This is a genomic window from Streptomyces sp. NPDC001204, assembly GCF_053598035.1.
Genome location: NZ_JBSFJL010000013.1, coordinates 1 through 17,138, shown reverse-complemented (window position 1 = coordinate 17,138; position 17,138 = coordinate 1). Strand labels below are relative to the sequence as shown.

Annotated in this window: 10 protein-coding genes; 8 read left to right on the top strand and 2 right to left on the bottom strand. The window is 72.1% G+C overall.

All coding sequences use genetic code 11. From position 1 onward, the window contains the following. Positions 1-240 precede the first annotated feature (240 nt). The 8 genes from ACWC91_RS19325 (at position 241) to ACWC91_RS19290 (ending at position 11,695) form a co-directional block, all read left to right on the top strand. A complete protein-coding gene (locus ACWC91_RS19325; protein ID WP_450641371.1) occupies positions 241-3,537 on the top strand; it encodes a LamG-like jellyroll fold domain-containing protein in 3,297 nt (1,098 codons plus the stop codon). Positions 3,538-3,787: 250 nt separating this feature from the next. Further along, entirely contained in the window at positions 3,788-4,870 is a 1,083-nt protein-coding gene (locus tag ACWC91_RS19320) for an ABC transporter substrate-binding protein (RefSeq protein WP_450641373.1), read from the top strand. Positions 4,871-4,947: 77 nt separating this feature from the next. Next, on the top strand, positions 4,948-6,570 hold the full coding sequence (locus ACWC91_RS19315) for a sugar ABC transporter ATP-binding protein (RefSeq protein ID WP_376499602.1): 1,623 nt from the start codon (positions 4,948-4,950) through the stop codon (positions 6,568-6,570). Further along, complete coding sequence (locus ACWC91_RS19310) at positions 6,567-7,535, top strand: ABC transporter permease (protein ID WP_450641375.1); 969 nt, start codon at positions 6,567-6,569, stop codon at positions 7,533-7,535. The genes ACWC91_RS19315 and ACWC91_RS19310 overlap by 4 nt, the downstream gene beginning before the upstream one ends. Further along, positions 7,532-8,557 (top strand): ABC transporter permease, encoded by a 1,026-nt coding sequence (locus ACWC91_RS19305; RefSeq protein ID WP_225077896.1) that lies wholly within the window; start codon positions 7,532-7,534, stop codon positions 8,555-8,557. The genes ACWC91_RS19310 and ACWC91_RS19305 overlap by 4 nt, the downstream gene beginning before the upstream one ends. A gap of 63 nt (positions 8,558-8,620) precedes the next feature. Beyond that, positions 8,621-9,637: a LacI family DNA-binding transcriptional regulator gene (locus ACWC91_RS19300; RefSeq protein WP_225077897.1), complete on the top strand. Its 1,017-nt coding sequence runs from the start codon at positions 8,621-8,623 to the stop codon at positions 9,635-9,637. 33 nt (positions 9,638-9,670) lie between these two features. Next, positions 9,671-10,762, top strand: coding sequence for an aldose epimerase family protein (locus ACWC91_RS19295; RefSeq protein WP_225077898.1), 1,092 nt, complete (start codon positions 9,671-9,673; stop codon positions 10,760-10,762). Positions 10,763-10,780: 18 nt separating this feature from the next. Next, positions 10,781-11,695, top strand: a complete 915-nt coding sequence (locus tag ACWC91_RS19290; protein WP_225077899.1) for an RNA repair domain-containing protein — start codon at positions 10,781-10,783, stop codon at positions 11,693-11,695. 138 nt (positions 11,696-11,833) lie between these two features. Here the strand turns inward: ACWC91_RS19290 and ACWC91_RS19285 are convergent, their stop codons facing one another. Together ACWC91_RS19285 and ACWC91_RS19280 are read right to left on the bottom strand one after the other, a co-directional pair. Continuing rightward, a complete protein-coding gene (locus ACWC91_RS19285) occupies positions 11,834-12,604 on the bottom strand; it encodes a thioesterase II family protein (RefSeq protein WP_225077900.1) in 771 nt (256 codons plus the stop codon). 112 nt (positions 12,605-12,716) lie between these two features. Then, on the bottom strand, positions 12,717-17,138 hold a 4,422-nt coding region (locus ACWC91_RS19280; protein ID WP_450725985.1), incomplete at its 5' end, for an SDR family NAD(P)-dependent oxidoreductase.

Genomic DNA, 17,138 nt, shown 5'->3' with positions numbered 1-17,138 from the left:
CGCTCGCCGCTGACTTGGGGGTCTTCCCACCGGAGCCGTGCCGGTTCGCATCGGTTGGGGTCCGGGGTCTGGACAGGGTTGCGAGGGCCCTGCTTTCATGCTCCCGCGCCGACTTTTCCAACGTTATACAAGACGCTTCCGCCACGCTTCCCGCGGTGCTTCCCGCTGTTCCGCGCGGCGCGAGCGTCTCCTTCGGCGCAGGTTCAGGCGTGGACAATTTCCGTTACGGAAAGGGTGAGCATGAGCCCAGGCAGACTCCGAATACCCTTCCTCGGCCGACTCGCTGCGTTGCTGCCACTGCTGCTGGGAGCCGCGTTGCTGGTCCCGGCCCAGGTGAGTGCCGCACCCGCTGCGGCGTCTCCCTCCGCCGGGGCCGCCGACCTCGGCCTGCGAGGTGACTACTACCGGATGTCCAGCACCACGGCGCTGGACTTCGCGTCGTACACCGGCACCCGGATCGACAACTCCCTCTACGTCGACGACCTGCTGCCCACGCTGCGCGCCTACACCGGGACCACGGACAACGTCGCGGTGCGCTGGACGGGCCGGCTCCAGGTGCCCGCGGACGGCGTCTACACCTTCTACATCAAGGGCGACAACGGTTTCCGGATGTCCCTCGACGGGGCCGGTGTGATCGACCACTGGACCACCGACTGGGACGTCCAGACCACCTCCGAGGCGATCACCCTGACGGCCGGTCCGCACGACCTCGCGGTCGACTACAACCAGGGCAACGGCGGGGCCTACCTGCACACCGAGTGGTCGGGGCCGGGCTTCTCCCGGCAGCCGATCCCCGACTCGGCGCTGCGCCTGCCGGCCGGCTTCGCCCCCGCCGACGCCAAGGGCACCGTCGCCACGACCGGGCGGACCGCCACGATCGAACTGCCCTCCGCAGTGAAGGCCGTTCCGGCCGACGCGGCCAAGCATCTCGCGGTGGTCTCCGGAGGCACCCTCTGGTCCCCCACCGTGGCCAGGGATCCCAAGAACGCCTCCAGGCTCCTGGTCACCCCGGGCAAGGACGACACTCCCGTCTCCCTCAACGCCGACGTGCGGATCAGCTACGACGGCAAGGGCGGCATCACCACCGCCCACGGCGAACTCGGACCCTTCTCCGTGGTGGCGCAGAACAACTCCACCTGGTACTTCGCCACCAAGTGGGCCAAGGACGTCTCCGCCAAGAACGCCCTGCCCGAGTACCCGCGGCCGCAACTGACCCGCAAGAACTGGCAGAACCTGAACGGCACCTGGCAGTTCCAGGCCACCGAGCAGGACGCCGCGCTGCCCACCGGGAAGCTCACCGGGAAGATCCTGGTGCCGTATCCGATGGAGTCGGCCCTGTCCGGCGTCGCCGAACACCACGACTGGTCGCTGTACCAGCGCACCTTCACCGTGCCGAACGGCTGGAAGGTGGGCTCGGACAACCGGCTGCGGCTGAACTTCGGCGCGGTGGACCACGAAGCCTGGGTCTACGTCAACGGCAGGCAGGTCGCCCACCACCTGGGCGGCTACGAGGAGTTCGGCGCCGACGTGACCGACGCGCTCACCGGACGCGGGCAGCAGACCCTGCTGGTGAAGGTCAAGGACACCACGAACGACAAGTACGCGCTCGGCAAGCAGTCCACCGACCCGAGCGGCATCTGGTACACCCCGACCTCCGGCATCTGGCAGACCGTCTGGATGGAGCCCGTCGCCGCGGCGAGCGTCGACTCGCTGGTGCTGACCCCGGACCTGGCGGACAACTCGCTCTCCGTCACCGTGCGCCCCGCCGCCGGCACCGCCCCGACGGCGAAGGTCACCGCCACCGCCTACGCCGGCAACAAGGCCGTGGGATCGGTCACCGGCCGGGCCGGTACCGCGCTGCGCATCCCGATCAGCAAGCCGCACCTGTGGAGCCCGGACGACCCGTACCTGTACAACCTCAAGGTGACCCTGGACGGCGGACGTGCCGGAAAGGACGAGGTCGGCTCCTACTTCGGCATGCGGTCGATCGAGGTCGCCCCGGTCGGCGGCGTCAACAAGATCGTGCTCAACGGGAAACCCACCTTCGTGATGGCCACCCTGGACCAGGGGTTCTGGCCGGACGGCCTGTACACCGCGCCGACCGACGAGGCCCTGAAGTACGACCTGGTGGAGCACAAGAAGCTCGGCTTCAACGCGGTGCGCAAGCACATCAAGGTGGAGCCGGCCCGCTGGTACTACTGGGCCGACCGGCTCGGTCTGATGGTGTGGCAGGACATGCCGAGCCGTATGACGGCGGCGGCGGGCACACCGGAGACCCAGACCTTCATCGACCAGGTGCACACGATCGTCGACCAGCACATCAGCAGCCCGTCGATCGTCGTGTGGACCATGATGAACGAGGGCTGGGGCGAATGGAGCAAGGCCGCCACCGGTGAGCTCGCGGACGCGGTCAAGAAGCAGGACCCGTCCCGTCTCGTGGACGCCCACTCCGGAGTCAACTGCTGTGCCTCCAAGGGTGATTCGGGTCGAGGCGACATCATCGACTTCCACGACTACCACGGCCCGGCGAACCCCGCCCCGGACGCCACCCGGGCGTCCGTCGACGGGGAGCACGGCGGCTACTCGTACGTCGTTCCGGGCCACATCCTGGGGACCGCCGGCGGTCAGGACTACGGTGACGCCGCCACCAGCACCGAGGAGCTGACCAAGGCGTACGTGGAGAACACCAGGAAGCTGATCCAGCGTGCCTCCTGCGGGCTCTCCGGCTCGGTCTACACCCAGGTCACGGACGTGGAGGGCGAGCTCAACGGCCTGCTCACCTACGACCGCAAGGTGGTCAAGGTGCTCCCCGGCCCGGTGCGGGAGATCAACCAGCAGGTCATCGCGGCGGGCTCCGCCGCGGGCGGGGTGAACGTCCCGCCGGGCACCCCGGGACCGGCCGGAGTGTCCTGGTGGCCGCTGCACCAGCAGACCGGCACGGTGGCCACGGACGTCGCCGGCGGACACGACGGCACCCTCAAGGGCGGCGCGACCTGGACCTCCGGGCCGAACGGCGGCGCGCTGCAACTGGACGGCACGACCGGTTACGTCGACGCCGGCGCGCCCGTCCTGGACACCGAGAAGGGCGACTACTCGGTGGCCGCCTGGGTCCGCCTGGACGACAAGGGCCACTTCAGCACCGCGGTGTCCGTCGACGGCGACAAGAGCAGCGTCTTCTACCTCCAGTACTCCCAGGCCGACAAGCGGTTCGCGTTCAGCTTCTCCGGCGCCCGGGCGCTGGCGAACAGCATCGGTGAGCCGCAGGCCGGCAAGTGGTACCACCTGGTCGGTAGTTACAGCCACCGGGACGGGGCGCTGCGGATCTACGTGGACGGCACCGAGGCGGGCTCCACCCGCGCCTGCAACGGAGAGGTGCCCACCGGAAACCTGGTGATCGGGCGCGGCAAGTACAACGGCGGCCCGGTCGACCACTGGACCGGTGCGATCGCCGACGTCCACGCCTACGACCGCGCCCTGAGCGGGGCCGAGGTGGCCTCGCTGGCCGCCCACGAACCCGCCGCACCCACCAGGCGGTGACGAGGGCGGGAGGCCCCCGGTCCACCCCGGGGGCCTCCCGGCCCCACCCCTGGCCCTGACCCCTGACCCAGCCCCTGACCTGACCTGCCCCTGCCCCTGCCCTTGCCCCTGCCCTTGCCCCTGCCGAGAACGTGTGCGACGCCGCATTCCCACGCTGCGGCCCCTTCGGTGCCCCTTCGGCGATCCGGACGACGTCGTCGACCTCGCCGTGACACAGCAGTCGCCCCACCACGCAAGGAGTGCAACGACCATGACCAGCCCTCGCAGATCCCGTCTCGTGGCCGCCGTCTGCCTCGCTGCCGCCGCGGCCCTCGCCGCCGGCTGCTCCAAGGAGGAGGGCAGCGGTACGGCCTCCTCCGACACCAGCCAGGGCGCCCAGGTGGTGCAGTCGCCGTCCGCCGACTCCTCGGGATCGGGCTGCACCCTGGAGGCCTACGGCGCCACCAAGATCGACCTGAAGAACGCGGTCGTCGGCTTCTCGCAGTCCGAGAAGGAGGCCAACCCCTTCCGGATCGCCGAGACCCAGTCCATCAAGGACGAGGCCGCCAAACTGGGCGTCAAGAAGCTGCTCACCACCAACGCCCAGTCCCAACTGTCCAAGCAGATCAGTGACATCAAGGACATGCTGGCCCAGGGCGCGCAACTGCTGATCGTGGCGCCGCTGAACTCCGACGGCCTGGAACCGGCGCTCCAGGCCGCCGCGGCCAAGCACGTGCCCGTGATCACCGTCGACCGCAAGCTCAACGCCACCGCCTGCAAGGACTATGTGGCCTTCCTCGGCTCGGACTTCGTCGAGCAGGGCAAGCGGGCCGCGGACGCGATGATCCAGGTGACCGGCGGCAAGGGGAAGGTAGCGATCCTGCTGGGCTCGTCCGGGAACAACGTCACCACCGACCGCACCAAGGGCTTCGTCGACCAGCTCAAGGCCAAGGCCCCGGGCCTGGAGATCGTGGCCCAGCAGACCGGTGAGTTCGCCCGCGACAAGGGCCAGCAGGTGATGGAGCAGCTGATCCAGTCCAAGCCGGACATCACCGCCGTGTACGCGGAGAACGACGAGATGGGCCTGGGCGCGGTCACCGCCCTCAAGGGAGCCGGCAAGACGCCCGGCAAGGACGTCAAGATCGTCTCCATCGACGGCACCCGCAACGCGGTGCAGGCCCTGGCCGACGGCCGGTACAACGGGGTGATCGAGTCCAACCCCCGGTTCGGCCCGCTGGCCTTCGAAACCGCGCAGAAGTTCTTCGCCGGCGAGTCCATCCCGGAGAACGTGATCATCTCCGACCGCGCCTACGACGCGTCCAACGCCAAGAACTCCCTGTCCGGAGCCTACTGAGCCGCCCCCGGGCCGCCCGGGCCGCCCCTGACCGGGCGGCCCGCTCCCCGCTGACCGACCGACGGAAGGCCTGACCCATGGCACCCCCCGAAGCGGCTGTCGCCGCACCGCATCCGGACGCGGACGGCGCCGCGCCACCGACGGTGCTGGAGGCCGTCGGCGTCGGCAAACGCTTCGCCGGCGTGGTGGCGCTCGACGACGTCTCCCTGACGCTGCGCCGCGGTGAGATCCACGCCCTGGTCGGCGAGAACGGCGCCGGCAAGTCCACGCTGATCAAGGTGCTCACCGGAGTGCACCGCCCCGACACCGGGGAGCTGCGCCTGGGCGGGCAGCCGGTCTCGTTCGCCCGGCCGCACGAGGCGCAGCAGGCGGGCGTCTCGACCATCTACCAGGAGGTCAACCTCGTCCCGATGATGAGCGTGGCGCGGAACATCTTCCTGGGCCGCGAGCCCAGGAACCGCCTGCGCCTGATCGACTTCCCCCGGATGCACCGGGAGGCGGCCGAACTCCTGGCCGGCTTCGGGGTCACGGCCGATGTGCGCCGTCCCCTGAACACCCTGGGCGTGGGCACCCAGCAGATGGTGGCACTGGCACGGGCCGTGTCGGTGCGGGCCCGGGTGGTGGTGATGGACGAGCCGACCTCCGCGCTGGAGCCGCGCGAGGTGGAGACGCTGTTCCGGGTCATCGAGGACCTGCACAGCCGGGACATCGCCGTGCTCTACGTCAGCCACCGGATGGACGAGCTGTACCGCATCTGCGACCGGGTCACCGTGCTCCGCGACGGGCGGCTGGTGCACACCGGCGCCCTCGCGGATCTGGACCGTATGCAGTTGGTCTCGATGATGCTCGGCCGGGAGGTCGCCGAGGTCCGACGGCACGGCGTCACCGGCTTCGGCGCCGCACATGACGCCGCCCGTGAACCGGTGCTCACCGCCGAGAGGCTGAGCCGCCGTCACCTGCTCGACGAGGTGTCACTGGAACTGCGTCCGGGGGAGGTTCTGGGCCTGGGCGGACTGCTGGGTTCCGGGCGTACCGAGACCGCGAAGGCCCTGGTCGGTGCGCTGCCGCTGGACTCCGGCACGGTCTCGGTGGCGGGCGGAGAGCTGCGCCGCCCGTCTCCCGCCGCGGCGATCCGGGCCGGTATCAGCATGCTCTCCGAGGACCGCAAGGCCGAGGGGATCGTGCCCGGTCTGTCGGTACGGGAGAACATCGTCCTGGCCGCCATGCCCCGTCTGTCCCGCGCCGGTGTCGTCTTCCGCAAGCGGCAGGACCGCATCGTCGAGATCTTCATGAAGCGGCTGCGGATCAAGGCGGCCGGCCCCGAGCAGAAGGTCGAGGAGCTCTCCGGCGGCAATCAGCAGAAGGTGCTGCTGGCACGCTGGCTCTGCCTGGAGCCCAAAGTCCTGCTGCTGGACGAGCCCACCCGCGGGATCGACGTCGGCGCCAAGGCCGAGGTGCAGGCCCTCATCGACGAACTGGCGCAGGAGGGGCTGGCGGTGCTGCTGATCTCCTCCGACGTCGAGGAGCTGGTGGAGGGCGCGGACCGGCTGGTGGTGCTGCGCGGCGGCACGGTGGCCGGTGAGCTGGCCGGCGACCTGGTCAGCGAGCCCGAACTGCTGGACATGCTGGCCGCGCACACCCCCGAGCCCGCTGCCGAGGAGCCGCACACACCGCCGCACACGGACAAGGAGCAGGAATGACCCAGCTGTCGCCGGCACTGGGACGGAGCGCGGTGCGGCTCGCCGCACCGGCCTGGTTCCAGAAGTACGGCGTCTACACCGCGGTGTTGGTGCTGCTCGCCTTCAACGCCGCGTTCACCGACCACTTCCTGACCGTCGCCAACCTGCGGACGCAGTTGGTGCAGGTCTCCCCGGTCGTCATCGTGGCGCTCGGCATGGCGCTGGTCATCGGCACCGAGGGCGTGGATCTGTCGGTGGGGTCCACGATGGCGCTGGCCGCCGCCCTGCTGCCCCTCTATCTCGGCTACGGTCTGGTTCCGGCGCTGCTCGTTGCGCTGCTGGCCGGGGTCGTCGTGGGCGCGGTCAACGGCACCCTGGTCGCCGTGGTGGGTCTGCAACCCATCGTGGCCACCCTCGCCCTGTTCGTCGGAGGCCGGGGGCTGGCCCTGGTGATGGCCGACGGGCAGCTCAAGCAGATCGTCAACCCGGACCTGCTGGCGCTGGGCAGCGGGGAGGTGCTGGGCATCCCCGTGGTGGTACTGACCGCGGGCGTCCTGGCGCTGGCGGTGGCCGGCGTCGTGCACCGCACCACCTTCGGCCGGCAGCTGGTCGCGGTGGGCGGCAACCGGGCCGCCGCCGGACTCGCCGGACTGCCGGTCAAGCGGGTCCTGGTCGGCGTCTACGTGCTGTGCGGCGTCCTCGCGGCGCTCGCCGGCGTGCTGGCCACCGCCCGGCTGACCGCCAGTGACCCCTCCGCGCTCGGCAACCTCATGGAGCTGTCCGCGATCACCGCGGTGGTGGTCGGCGGCACACCGCTGACCGGCGGCTCGGTACGGGTGCTGGGCACCGTCACCGGCGCACTGCTGATGCAGTTGCTGCGGGCCACCCTGGTCAAGCACGATCTGCCGGACTCCACCGCGCAGATCGCCCAGGCCGCCATCATCCTCGTCGCCGTCTACGTCGCCCGGGAGCGCAGGTCCCGATGAAGTCACTCACCATCCCCCGGCAGCTGTCGGCCGCCCTCCGTCCGACGGCGGCGTCCCCCTCTCCCACCGCCGGCCAGGAGCGGATCACGACGCTCCTGCAACGGCACGGCGCCCTCGCCGTCCTGGTGGCGGTCGTCCTCGTCTCCTCGTTCGTCTTCCCGTCCTTCGGCACGCTCGACAACGCCCAGAACATCGCCGTACAGGCGTCCTTCATCGCCGTCGTCGCCCTGGGCATGACGCTGGTGATCATCACCGGCGGCATCGACCTCTCGGTCGGATCGGTGTTCGCGCTCGGCGGCGTACTGGCCGCCTGGGCCTCGCAGTACGGTCTCTGGGCCGCGCTGCTGCTGCCGCTGGCCGTCTGCGGGGCGATCGGCACACTCAACGGGCTGCTGATCGCACGGGCCGGCATGGCACCCTTCATCGTCACCCTGGCCACCCTGCTGGGGGCCCGCGGCCTCCTGCTCGCCCTCACCGACGAGGGCGCCACCACCTACCTGGTGCCCCGGGGCTCGGCCTTCGCCGAACTCGGCCAGGGGACGGTGGGCGGCTTCGGGTATCCGGTGCTCGTCGCGCTGGCCCTGTTCGCCGCGGGCGGGGCGGTGTTGCAGCGCACCTCGTTCGGCCAGTCGCTGTTCGCGGTGGGCGGCAGCGCCGACGCCGCGACCCTGATGGGGCTGCCGGTGGCCCGCACCCGGGTCCTGGTCTACCTGCTCAGCGGGCTGCTCGCCGGGTTCGCCGGAGCGCTCAACGCCGCCCGGCTCTCCTCCGGAGTGACGATCATCGGTGTGGGCATGGAGCTGGACGCCATCGCCGCGGTGGTCATCGGCGGCACCCTGCTGATCGGCGGCGCCGGCTCGGTGAGCGGCACTCTGTGGGGAGTGCTGCTGCTCGCGGTCATCCAGAATCTGATCAACCAGATAGGCTCGCTCAATTCGTCCTACCAGTCCGTGGTCAGCGGCGGCTTCCTCATCGTGGTGGTCGTGGCCCAGCGGTACCTAGCGCGGGCACGCCGCACCTGATGACAGACGCCGTGCCGCAGGACCGTCGCAGTCCTGCGCCCGGCCCGACAAGGAGGGAACGCCGTGGGCGTCAGCCTCAAAGACGTCGCGCTGCGAGCGGGAGTGTCCATCAAGACCGTCTCGAACGTCGTCAACGACTATCCGCACGTCACCCCGGCCATGCGGGCCCGGGTGCAACAGGCGATCGACGAGCTCGGCTACCGCCCCAATCTCACCGCGCGCCACCTGCGCAAGGGCCGCACCGGGATCATCGCGCTGGCCGTGCCCGAACTCGGCAACCCGTACTTCGCCGAGCTGGCCAGCGCGGTCATCGACGCCGCGGCCCGCCACCACTACACCGTGCTCCTCGACCACACCGCCGGCATGCGGGAGAAGGAGATGCTCGTCTGCCAGGGGTTCCGGACCCATGTGATCGACGGTTTGATCCTCTCCCCGATCGAGCTGGAGAACCAGGACCTGCGCGGCCGCACCGACACATCGCCGCTGGTGCTGCTCGGCGAGCGGGAGTACGACGCCCCCTACGACCACATCGCGATCGACAACGTCGCCGCGGCACGCAGCGCGGTCCGCCACCTGGTGGGGATGGGACGGCAGCGGATCGCCTTCCTCGGCGCGCGGGCGGAGAGCGCCCGGCAGCCCGCCCACCTGCGCCTCCAGGGGTGGCGGGAGGAGCTGGCCGCGGCCGGGCTGCCGCACGACGACTCGCTGGTGGCCCCCGCCGACGGCTACGGCCGGGCGGACGGCGCCCAGGCCATGACCGTACTGCTGGACCGCGGCGTGCGGCCCGACGCGGTCTTCGCCTACAACGACCTCCAGGCGATCGGCGCGATGAGGGTGCTCGGCGAGCGCGGGCTGCGCGTCCCGCAGGACGTCGCGGTGGTCGGGTTCGACGACATCGAGGAGGGCCGCTTCGGGGCGATCACCCTGACCACCGTCTCCCCCGACAAGCAGGCCATCGCCCGCCAGGCCGTCGGCTGCGTCATCTCGCGGCTGACCGGCTCGGCCGACGGAGAGCCGCGCCGACTGCGGCCGGGCCACGACCTGGTGGTACGCGAGTCCACCCTGGGCCGCCACCGCTGAACCGGCCCGCCACCCCCCTTCCCGAGGACCTCCATGCCCCGACCCGCCCTGCGCTGCTCCCCCTTCGGCACCACGCCCGACGGCACCCCGGTGGAACGCTGGCACCTCGACTCCGGCCGCGGCGTGCGCGCCGAGGTGCTCACCTACGGCGGCATCCTGCACGCCCTGGAGGTCCCCGACCGGGACGGAGTCGCACACTCGGTCGTCCTGTCGCTGACCGGCACCGAGGACTACGCCGGCCCCAGTCCCTACCTGGGGGCCCTGGTGGGGCGGTACGCCAACCGGATCGCCGAGGGCCGCTTCACCCTGGACGGCCGGGCACACCAGGTGCCGGTGAACGACCGGGGCCACGCCCTGCACGGCGGCCCGGACGGCTTCGACCGTCGGATCTGGGCGGCCTCGCCCGTGCTGGGCGACGACCGCGCGGGGGTACGCCTCACGCTGCGCAGCCCCGACGGCGACATGGGCTTCCCCGGAACACTGGACGTCACGGCCACCTACGTCCTCGACGCCCGGGGAACGCTGGCGCTGGACTACCGGGCCGTCACCGACCGGCCGACCGTCGTCAACCTCACCAACCACGCCTACTTCAACCTGTCGGGTGCCGGCCCGGTGACCGACCACGTGCTCCAGCTGGACGCGGACCGTTACCTGCCGCTGTCCGGCGAAGGCATCCCGTACGGGCCCAGTGCGGCGACGGCCGGCACCCCCTTCGACTTCACCCGCGCGCACGCCATCGGCGCCCGCCTGCACGATCCCGACCCGCAACTGCGGGCGGCGGGCGGCTACGACCACTGCTGGGTGCTGCGTCCGCCCTCGGACGGGTCGGCCCTGCGGCGTGCGGCCCGCCTCGAGGATCCGGAGAGCGGGCGGGCCATGGAGGTCTGGACCACCGAACCGGGCCTCCAGGTGTACACCGGCAACCAGCTCGACGGGACGCTCAAGGACGCGGCGGGCCGCCGCCATGAGCGATACGCGGCCGTCTGCCTGGAGACCCAGCACCTGCCCGACTCGCCGAACCGACCGGAGTACCCGAGCACGGTGCTGCGCCCGGGCTCCGTCCTGACCAGCCGCACCGAGTACCGCCTCGTCCCGAGCGGCACCCTGGAGGAGGAGAGGGGATAAGACGGGAGAGGAGGCGTGATGCGCACCAGCGACGAGATCTATCACCGGGTCCGCTGGGACCCCCGCTTCGACCCGTCCCGGTTCGTACTGGGGATCAGCCTGCGCGGGGACGGCGTCGCACGCGTCCCCCTGCCTTCCTTCGTGCCCGGGGGCGACATCCCCTGGCACCGGGTGGTGTTCATCGAGGCGGACGGCGAGGTGGTCTGGGACCGGTCCACCGGCGTGGACCGCGTCGACGCGTCCGGCGCCGGCCGGGTGCGGGACCCGCGAACGGACCCGGTCCTCGACGCGACCGCCGGCAGCGGCGAGCCCGCCGGTGTCCTCGACGTGTTTCCGACGGCCCGCACGGCGGTGGCCTGGATCCCGCCCGCGGAACTGTGGCCGCCGGTCCAGGACATCCGCCGGGATTACGACCCGCAGATCCACCGGTGGCCGCCGCACGTCAACGTGCTCTACGGCTTCGTACCGGAGTCCGACTTCGAGCGGGCGGCCCCGCTGCTCGCCGCGGCGACGGCCGCGACGCCGGTCTTCACCGCCCGGCTGGACGGAGTGCGCACCTTCCGGCACAGGGCGTACTTCACCGTGTGGCTCGACCCGACGGCAGCCGGCGAGGCGCCGTGGGCGGACCTGTACCGCGCGCTGCGGCAGCGGTTCCCGCGCTGCCGTGGGCCCGCCAGGGACTTCACCCCCCATCTGTCCCTGGGCCGGACCCGTGACCCCCGGCGAGTCACCGCCGACTGCGCCACCCGGCTCGACGCCATGGCGGCGACGGTCTGGGAACTCGTCCTGCTCTCCCGCAGGGGCGACGGACCGATGCGGCCACGGGCCACGGTCGCCCTGCGAACGGGCGAGCTCCGCCGGCTGCCCACGCCCGGCCCCGAAGCACCGGGACCGGAGGACACGGCATGGCTCGCCACGATCACCGAAAGGTGAGGCGACTCGTGGCCGGGCCCGCGCGACACTCGTGACTTCCCGAAGCTCGCTCGCCGGACGCGTATGGCCCGGCCCTCCGGAGGTCGTCCGTTCCGCCCGTCGCGCATGGGCCGACGAGGGGCGGAACAGCACCTCGGGTCAATGCACCTGGCCCTGCCCGGTGAGGTGCTTCCTGAGGGAGGCGATGACCGCGGGCGCCTCCGCCGTCAGGTAGAAGTGGCCGCCGGGGTAGACCTGGAGGTCGAAGTCGCCGGTGGTGTGGCCGCGCCACGCCTCGGCCTCGGCCATCGACGTCTTGGGGTCGCTGTCGCCGGTGAGGACGGTGATCGGGGCGCGGACGGTGACGTCGGGGGCGCACCGATAGGTCTCGATCGCCTCGTAGTCGCTGCGGATGGCGGGGAGGATCATGCGCAGGATCTCCTCGTCGCCGAGCAGCGCGGTGTCGGTGCCGGCGAGGAGTTTCAGCTCCCGCACGATGCCCTCGTCGGACAGGCGGTGCACCCGCTCGTCGCGGACGGTGGACGGCGCGCGTCGCCCGGACGCGAACAACCGGACGAGCTCACCGCCGTCGGCCTCCAGGCGGCGGGCCACCTCGAAGGCCAGGGTGGCGCCCATGCTGTGCCCGAAGAACGTGGTCGGCCGCGCCTTGAGGGCGGGGCCGAGGGCGTCGTAGAGCTGGTCGGCGAGGGTGGCGATGTCCGTGGGTGACACTTCCTTGCGCCGGTCCTGCCGTCCCGGGTACTGCACCGCGAAAACCTCGGCCACGGAGGACAGCTGGGCGGACACGGGGAAGTAGAAGGACGCCGAGCCGCCCGCGTGCGGGAAGCAGTGGAGCTGGGCGGAGCGGGACGGGGCCGGGTGGAAGCACCGGGCCCACAGGCTCTCCTCGGTGGACGTGCGAGTTGTCACGCTTTCTTGGACCTTTCGTGAGCGTCGGCATGGTGCCGGGGGTGGCATGCCGCGTGTACGGGCGGGGCCGCGGCGGGTACCCGCGGGCCGCGGGAGCGGCCCGCGGGGCGGGTCAGTTCAGGCCGAGTTCGTCGTCGAGGAGGGCGAACATGTCCTCGTCGGATGCCCCGTCCAGGTCGTCCTTCGAGGAGTCCTCGCCGGACGAGTCCGTACGGCCCAGCTCGGCCCACTTGGTCCTGAGGACCTCGATCCGGCCGGTCACCCGGCGGTGCTCGTCCGCGTCGTCGAGGCTGAGTCCGGCGATCGCCTTCTCCAGCGCGTCGAGCGCCGAGAGCACCGAACCGGCGCCCGCCTGATCGTCGGTGACGAGCCGTCCGCGCAGGTGCCGGACGACATCGGCCGTCGTCGGGTAGTCGAACAGCAGCGTGGCGGGCAGCCGCAGACCGGTGGCCGCGTTGAGCCGGTTCCGGAACTCGACCGCGGTCAGCGAGTCGAAGCCCAGTTCCTGGAACTGACGCTCGGCTCCGATCGCCGAGCCGTCCCGGTGTCCGAGCACCGCCGCCGCCTGTCCGCGCACCAGCTTGAGCAGCACCTCCTCCTGCTCCTGCGCGCCCAGTCCGGCGAGCTGCCGGGTGAGCGTGTCCGCGGACGGCGCCGCGCCCCGGGCCGCGGCCCGCCGTGCGGGCACCCGGATCAGGCCGCGCAGCAGCGCGGACACATCACCCCGGGCTCGCAGTACGGCGAGGTCCAGCCGGACCGGCAGCGCCAGCGCCCGGTCGCCCGCGACCACCGCGTCGAACAGGGCGTGGCCCTGCCCGACCGTCAGCGGCGGCATCCCGGAACGCGCCAGGCGGTCGGCCTCCGCGTCCGAGAGGGTGCCCGTCATGCCGCTGTCCTGCTCCCACGGGCCCCACGCGAGGGACACGCCGGGCAGCCCGTCGGCGCGGCGCCGCGCCATCAGGGCGTCCAGGAAGGCGTTGGCCGCCGCGTAGTTGGCCTGCCCCGCACCGCCGAACACGCCGGCCACGGACGAGTAGACGACGAACGCGTCCAGGTCCAGGCCGCGGGTCGCCTCGTGCAGGTGCCACACCGCGTCCGCCTTGGGCCGCAGCACCGTGGCGAGGCGGTCCGGCGTCAGCGAGCCGACCACACCGTCGTCGAGGACACCGGCCGTGTGGACGACCGCTGACAGCGGACGGTCCTGGGGTGCCGCCGCGACCAGGGCGGCCACGGCCTCCCGGTCGGCGACGTCGCACGCCCGCACGGTGACCTCGGCGCCCAGTTCCTCCAGTTCGGCGACGAGCTTGCTCGCGCCGTCCGCCTCGAGACCGCTGCGGCTGGCGAGGAGCAGGCTCCGCACGCCGTGCGTGGCCACCAGGTGCCGGGCGAGGAGTCGGCCGAGGCCGCCGGTGCCGCCGGTGACCAGGACGGTCCCGGTGGTCCGGAACGTGCCGGACGTGCCGTCCGCCGTGGCATCGGAGGTGGCGCCGTACCGGGCGAGGCGGGCGGCGACGACCTCGGCGCCGCGCAGCGCGAGCTGCGGTTCCTCGGCGCCGGCCATCAGGGCCTCGACGAGCCCGGCGGACGAGGCCGCCACGGCCGGATCGAGGTCGAGCAGGCCGAAGCAGCCGGGGTTCTCCGTCTGCGCCGACCGCACCAGGCCCCAGACCGCGGAGGCCGCGAGGTCCATGGTCCCGCCGCCGTCCACGGCGACCGCGCCACGGGTGACGAACACCAGCCGCGAGGCCGCGAGCGCCTCCTCGCCGGGCCACTGCTGAAGGAGCGCGAGCACCCGCGCGGTGACCTCCCGGACCGCGCCGGGCAGTTCGTCCCCGTCGGGCAGGGATCCATCGTCCAGGACTCCTGCGACCGGGACTCCGGCGACCGGGACGAGCACCATGTCCGGCACGGCGGCGTCGGACGAGGCCGACAGCACGGTGAGGTCGGCCGCCGTGCCGACCGTGAGACCGGAGCCGGTGAGCGCGTCGGCCAGGCCGAAGGGGTCGTCCCCGACGACCGCGACCGACGCGGGCCGCGCGGCCCCGGTGCCGGCCACCGGCATCCAGTCGACGCCGAACAGCGTGTTCTGGTCCTCGCCCGCGGACTTCAGCTGGTCACCGGTGACCGTGCGGGTGAGGAGCCGGTCGACGGTGACCACCGGCGCACCGGCCGGATCCACCGCGTTCACCGACAGCGCGTTGTCGCCCGCGGGGGCCAGCCGCACCCGCAGCGCCGAGGCGCCGGAGGCGTGCAGCGCGACGCCCTCCCACGAGAACGGCAGGGCACCTCCTCCGTCGCCCTCCTCGGCGCCGGCGGCGCCCAGCATGGTGGCGTGCAGCGCGGAGTCGAGGAGCGCCGGGTGCAGACCGAACTCGGCCGCCTCGCCGCTGTCTTCCTCGGGCAGCGCGACCTCGGCGAAGAGCTCATCGCCACGGCGCCACACCGCGCGCAGACCCTGGAAGAGGGGTCCGTAAGCGAACCCCGCCTCGGCGAACGCCTGGTAGCAGTCCTCGGTGTCCAGCGGTTCGGCGTCCCGCGGCGGCCACACCTCGGTGTCGAAGCCCTGGTCCGGTGCGGTGGCGCCAGGCGCCAGGACACCGGCCGCGTGCTGGGCCCACGACGACTCGTCGGCGCCTTCGGGGCGCGAGTACACCCCGACCACGCGCCGGCCGGAGTCGTCCGGGACGGCGACGGCGACCTGCACCTGGAGCGCGCCCCGCTCGGGCAGGACCAGCGGCGCGGCGAGGGTCAGTTCCTCCACCCGGTCGCAGCCGACCTCGTCGCCCGCGCGGACCGCCATCTCCAGCAGGGCAGTGCCCGGCAGCAGGACGGTGCCCATGACGGCGTGCCCGGCCAGCCACGGGTGCGAGGTCAGCGACAGGCGACCAGTGAACAACACTCCCTGCCCTGCGGCGAGTTCGACGGCGGCGCCCAGCAGCGGGTGCTCGGCGGAGCCGAGACCGGCGGCGCGGACGTCACCGGTGGCGGCGGCCCGGCCGGTCGGCCAGAACCACTGGTACTGGAAGGCGTAGGTGGGCAGATCCACCCGGCGGGCACCGGTGCCGGCCAGCAGGTCCTGCCAGCCTCCCCCGATCCCCCGCGTGTACAGCCCGGCGCGGGCCAGCAGAGCGGTCGTCTCCTCGTCGCGGTCCTTGCGCAGGACCGGGATGGTGACGTTGTCGTCGCCGGTCAGCGACTCCTGCACCATGGCGGAGAGGACTCCGTCCGGACCCAGCTCCAGGAACGTGGTCACACCTTGCTCTTCGAGCGTGGCCACCCCGTCCGCGAAGCGGACCGCCTCACGGACATGACGCACCCAGTACTCGGCCGAGCACAACTCCTCAGCCCCGGCCAGGGAACCCGTCAGGTTCGACACCACCGGAATCACCGGGGCGGTGTACGACAGTCCCTCGGCGACCGCCCGGAACTCGTCCAGCATCGGATCCATCAACGGCGAGTGGAACGCGTGCGACACCCGCAGCATCGTCGCCTTGCGACCCTCCGCCTCGAACCGCGCCGCCAGCTCCAGTACGGCACCTTCGACGCCCGACACCACGACGGACGTCGGTCCGTTGAGTGCGGCGATCGACACCTCGTCCCTGAGGTACGGAGTGACCTCGTCCTCGGTGGCCTGGACGGCGACCATCGCGCCACCGGCCGGCAGCGCCTGCATCAGACGACCACGAGCCGCCACCAAGCGGGCGGCGTCCTCCAGCGAGAACACCCCGGCGACATGCGCGGCGGCGATCTCACCGATGGAGTGACCAGCCACGAAGTCCGGCCTCACACCCCACGACTCCACCAGCCGGTACAGGGCGACTTCGACGGCGAACAGCGCGGGCTGGGTCCGCCCGGTCTCATTCAGCAGACCGGCGTCCCCACCCCACATCACCTCCCGCAGCGAACCACCCAACTCACCATCCAGGACAGCCAGTACGGCATCCAGAGCCTCCGCGAACACCGGGAACCGGCCATACAACTCACGACCCATCCCGAGCCGCTGCGACCCCTGACCCGAGAACAGCGCCGCCGAGCGACCGGACACCACCGAGCCCGAAACCGCCGCCGGATCGGTCGCGCCCGCCGCCAGGGCGGTGAGGGCACGGACCGTCTCCTCGTGCTCACCGGCCAGCACCACCGCGCGGTGGGCGAACAGCGAGCGGGTGACGAGCAGGGAGTGGGCCACGTCGGCCGGACGCGGTGCCGGCTCTTCGGTGACCGCGGCGAGCAGGCGGACGGCCTGGTCGCGCAGCGCCTCCGGCGACTTGCCGGACAGCACCCACGGCACCACCGCGGGCTCCACCACGTCGGCCTCCGGCACCGAAGCGGCAACCACCGTGCCCTGAACCACCCTTGCCGGCTGCTCCAGGATCACGTGGGCGTTCGTACCGCTGATACCGAAGGACGACACACCCGCACGACGCACGCGATCCGTCTCCGGCCACGCGGTCTGCTCGGTGAGCAGTGCGACGGCGCCTTCGGTCCAGTCGACGTGCGAGGACGGAGCGTCCACGTGCAGGGTGCGCGGCAGCAC

Coding starts and splice junctions, on each gene's coding strand:
- ACWC91_RS19325 (WP_450641371.1), top strand. CDS start 241: ATGAGCCCAGGCAGACTCCGAATACCCTTCCTCGGCCGACTCGCTGCG.
- ACWC91_RS19320 (WP_450641373.1), top strand. CDS start 3,788: ATGACCAGCCCTCGCAGATCCCGTCTCGTGGCCGCCGTCTGCCTCGCT.
- ACWC91_RS19315 (WP_376499602.1), top strand. CDS start 4,948: ATGGCACCCCCCGAAGCGGCTGTCGCCGCACCGCATCCGGACGCGGAC.
- ACWC91_RS19310 (WP_450641375.1), top strand. CDS start 6,567: ATGACCCAGCTGTCGCCGGCACTGGGACGGAGCGCGGTGCGGCTCGCC.
- ACWC91_RS19305 (WP_225077896.1), top strand. CDS start 7,532: ATGAAGTCACTCACCATCCCCCGGCAGCTGTCGGCCGCCCTCCGTCCG.
- ACWC91_RS19295 (WP_225077898.1), top strand. CDS start 9,671: ATGCCCCGACCCGCCCTGCGCTGCTCCCCCTTCGGCACCACGCCCGAC.
- ACWC91_RS19290 (WP_225077899.1), top strand. CDS start 10,781: ATGCGCACCAGCGACGAGATCTATCACCGGGTCCGCTGGGACCCCCGC.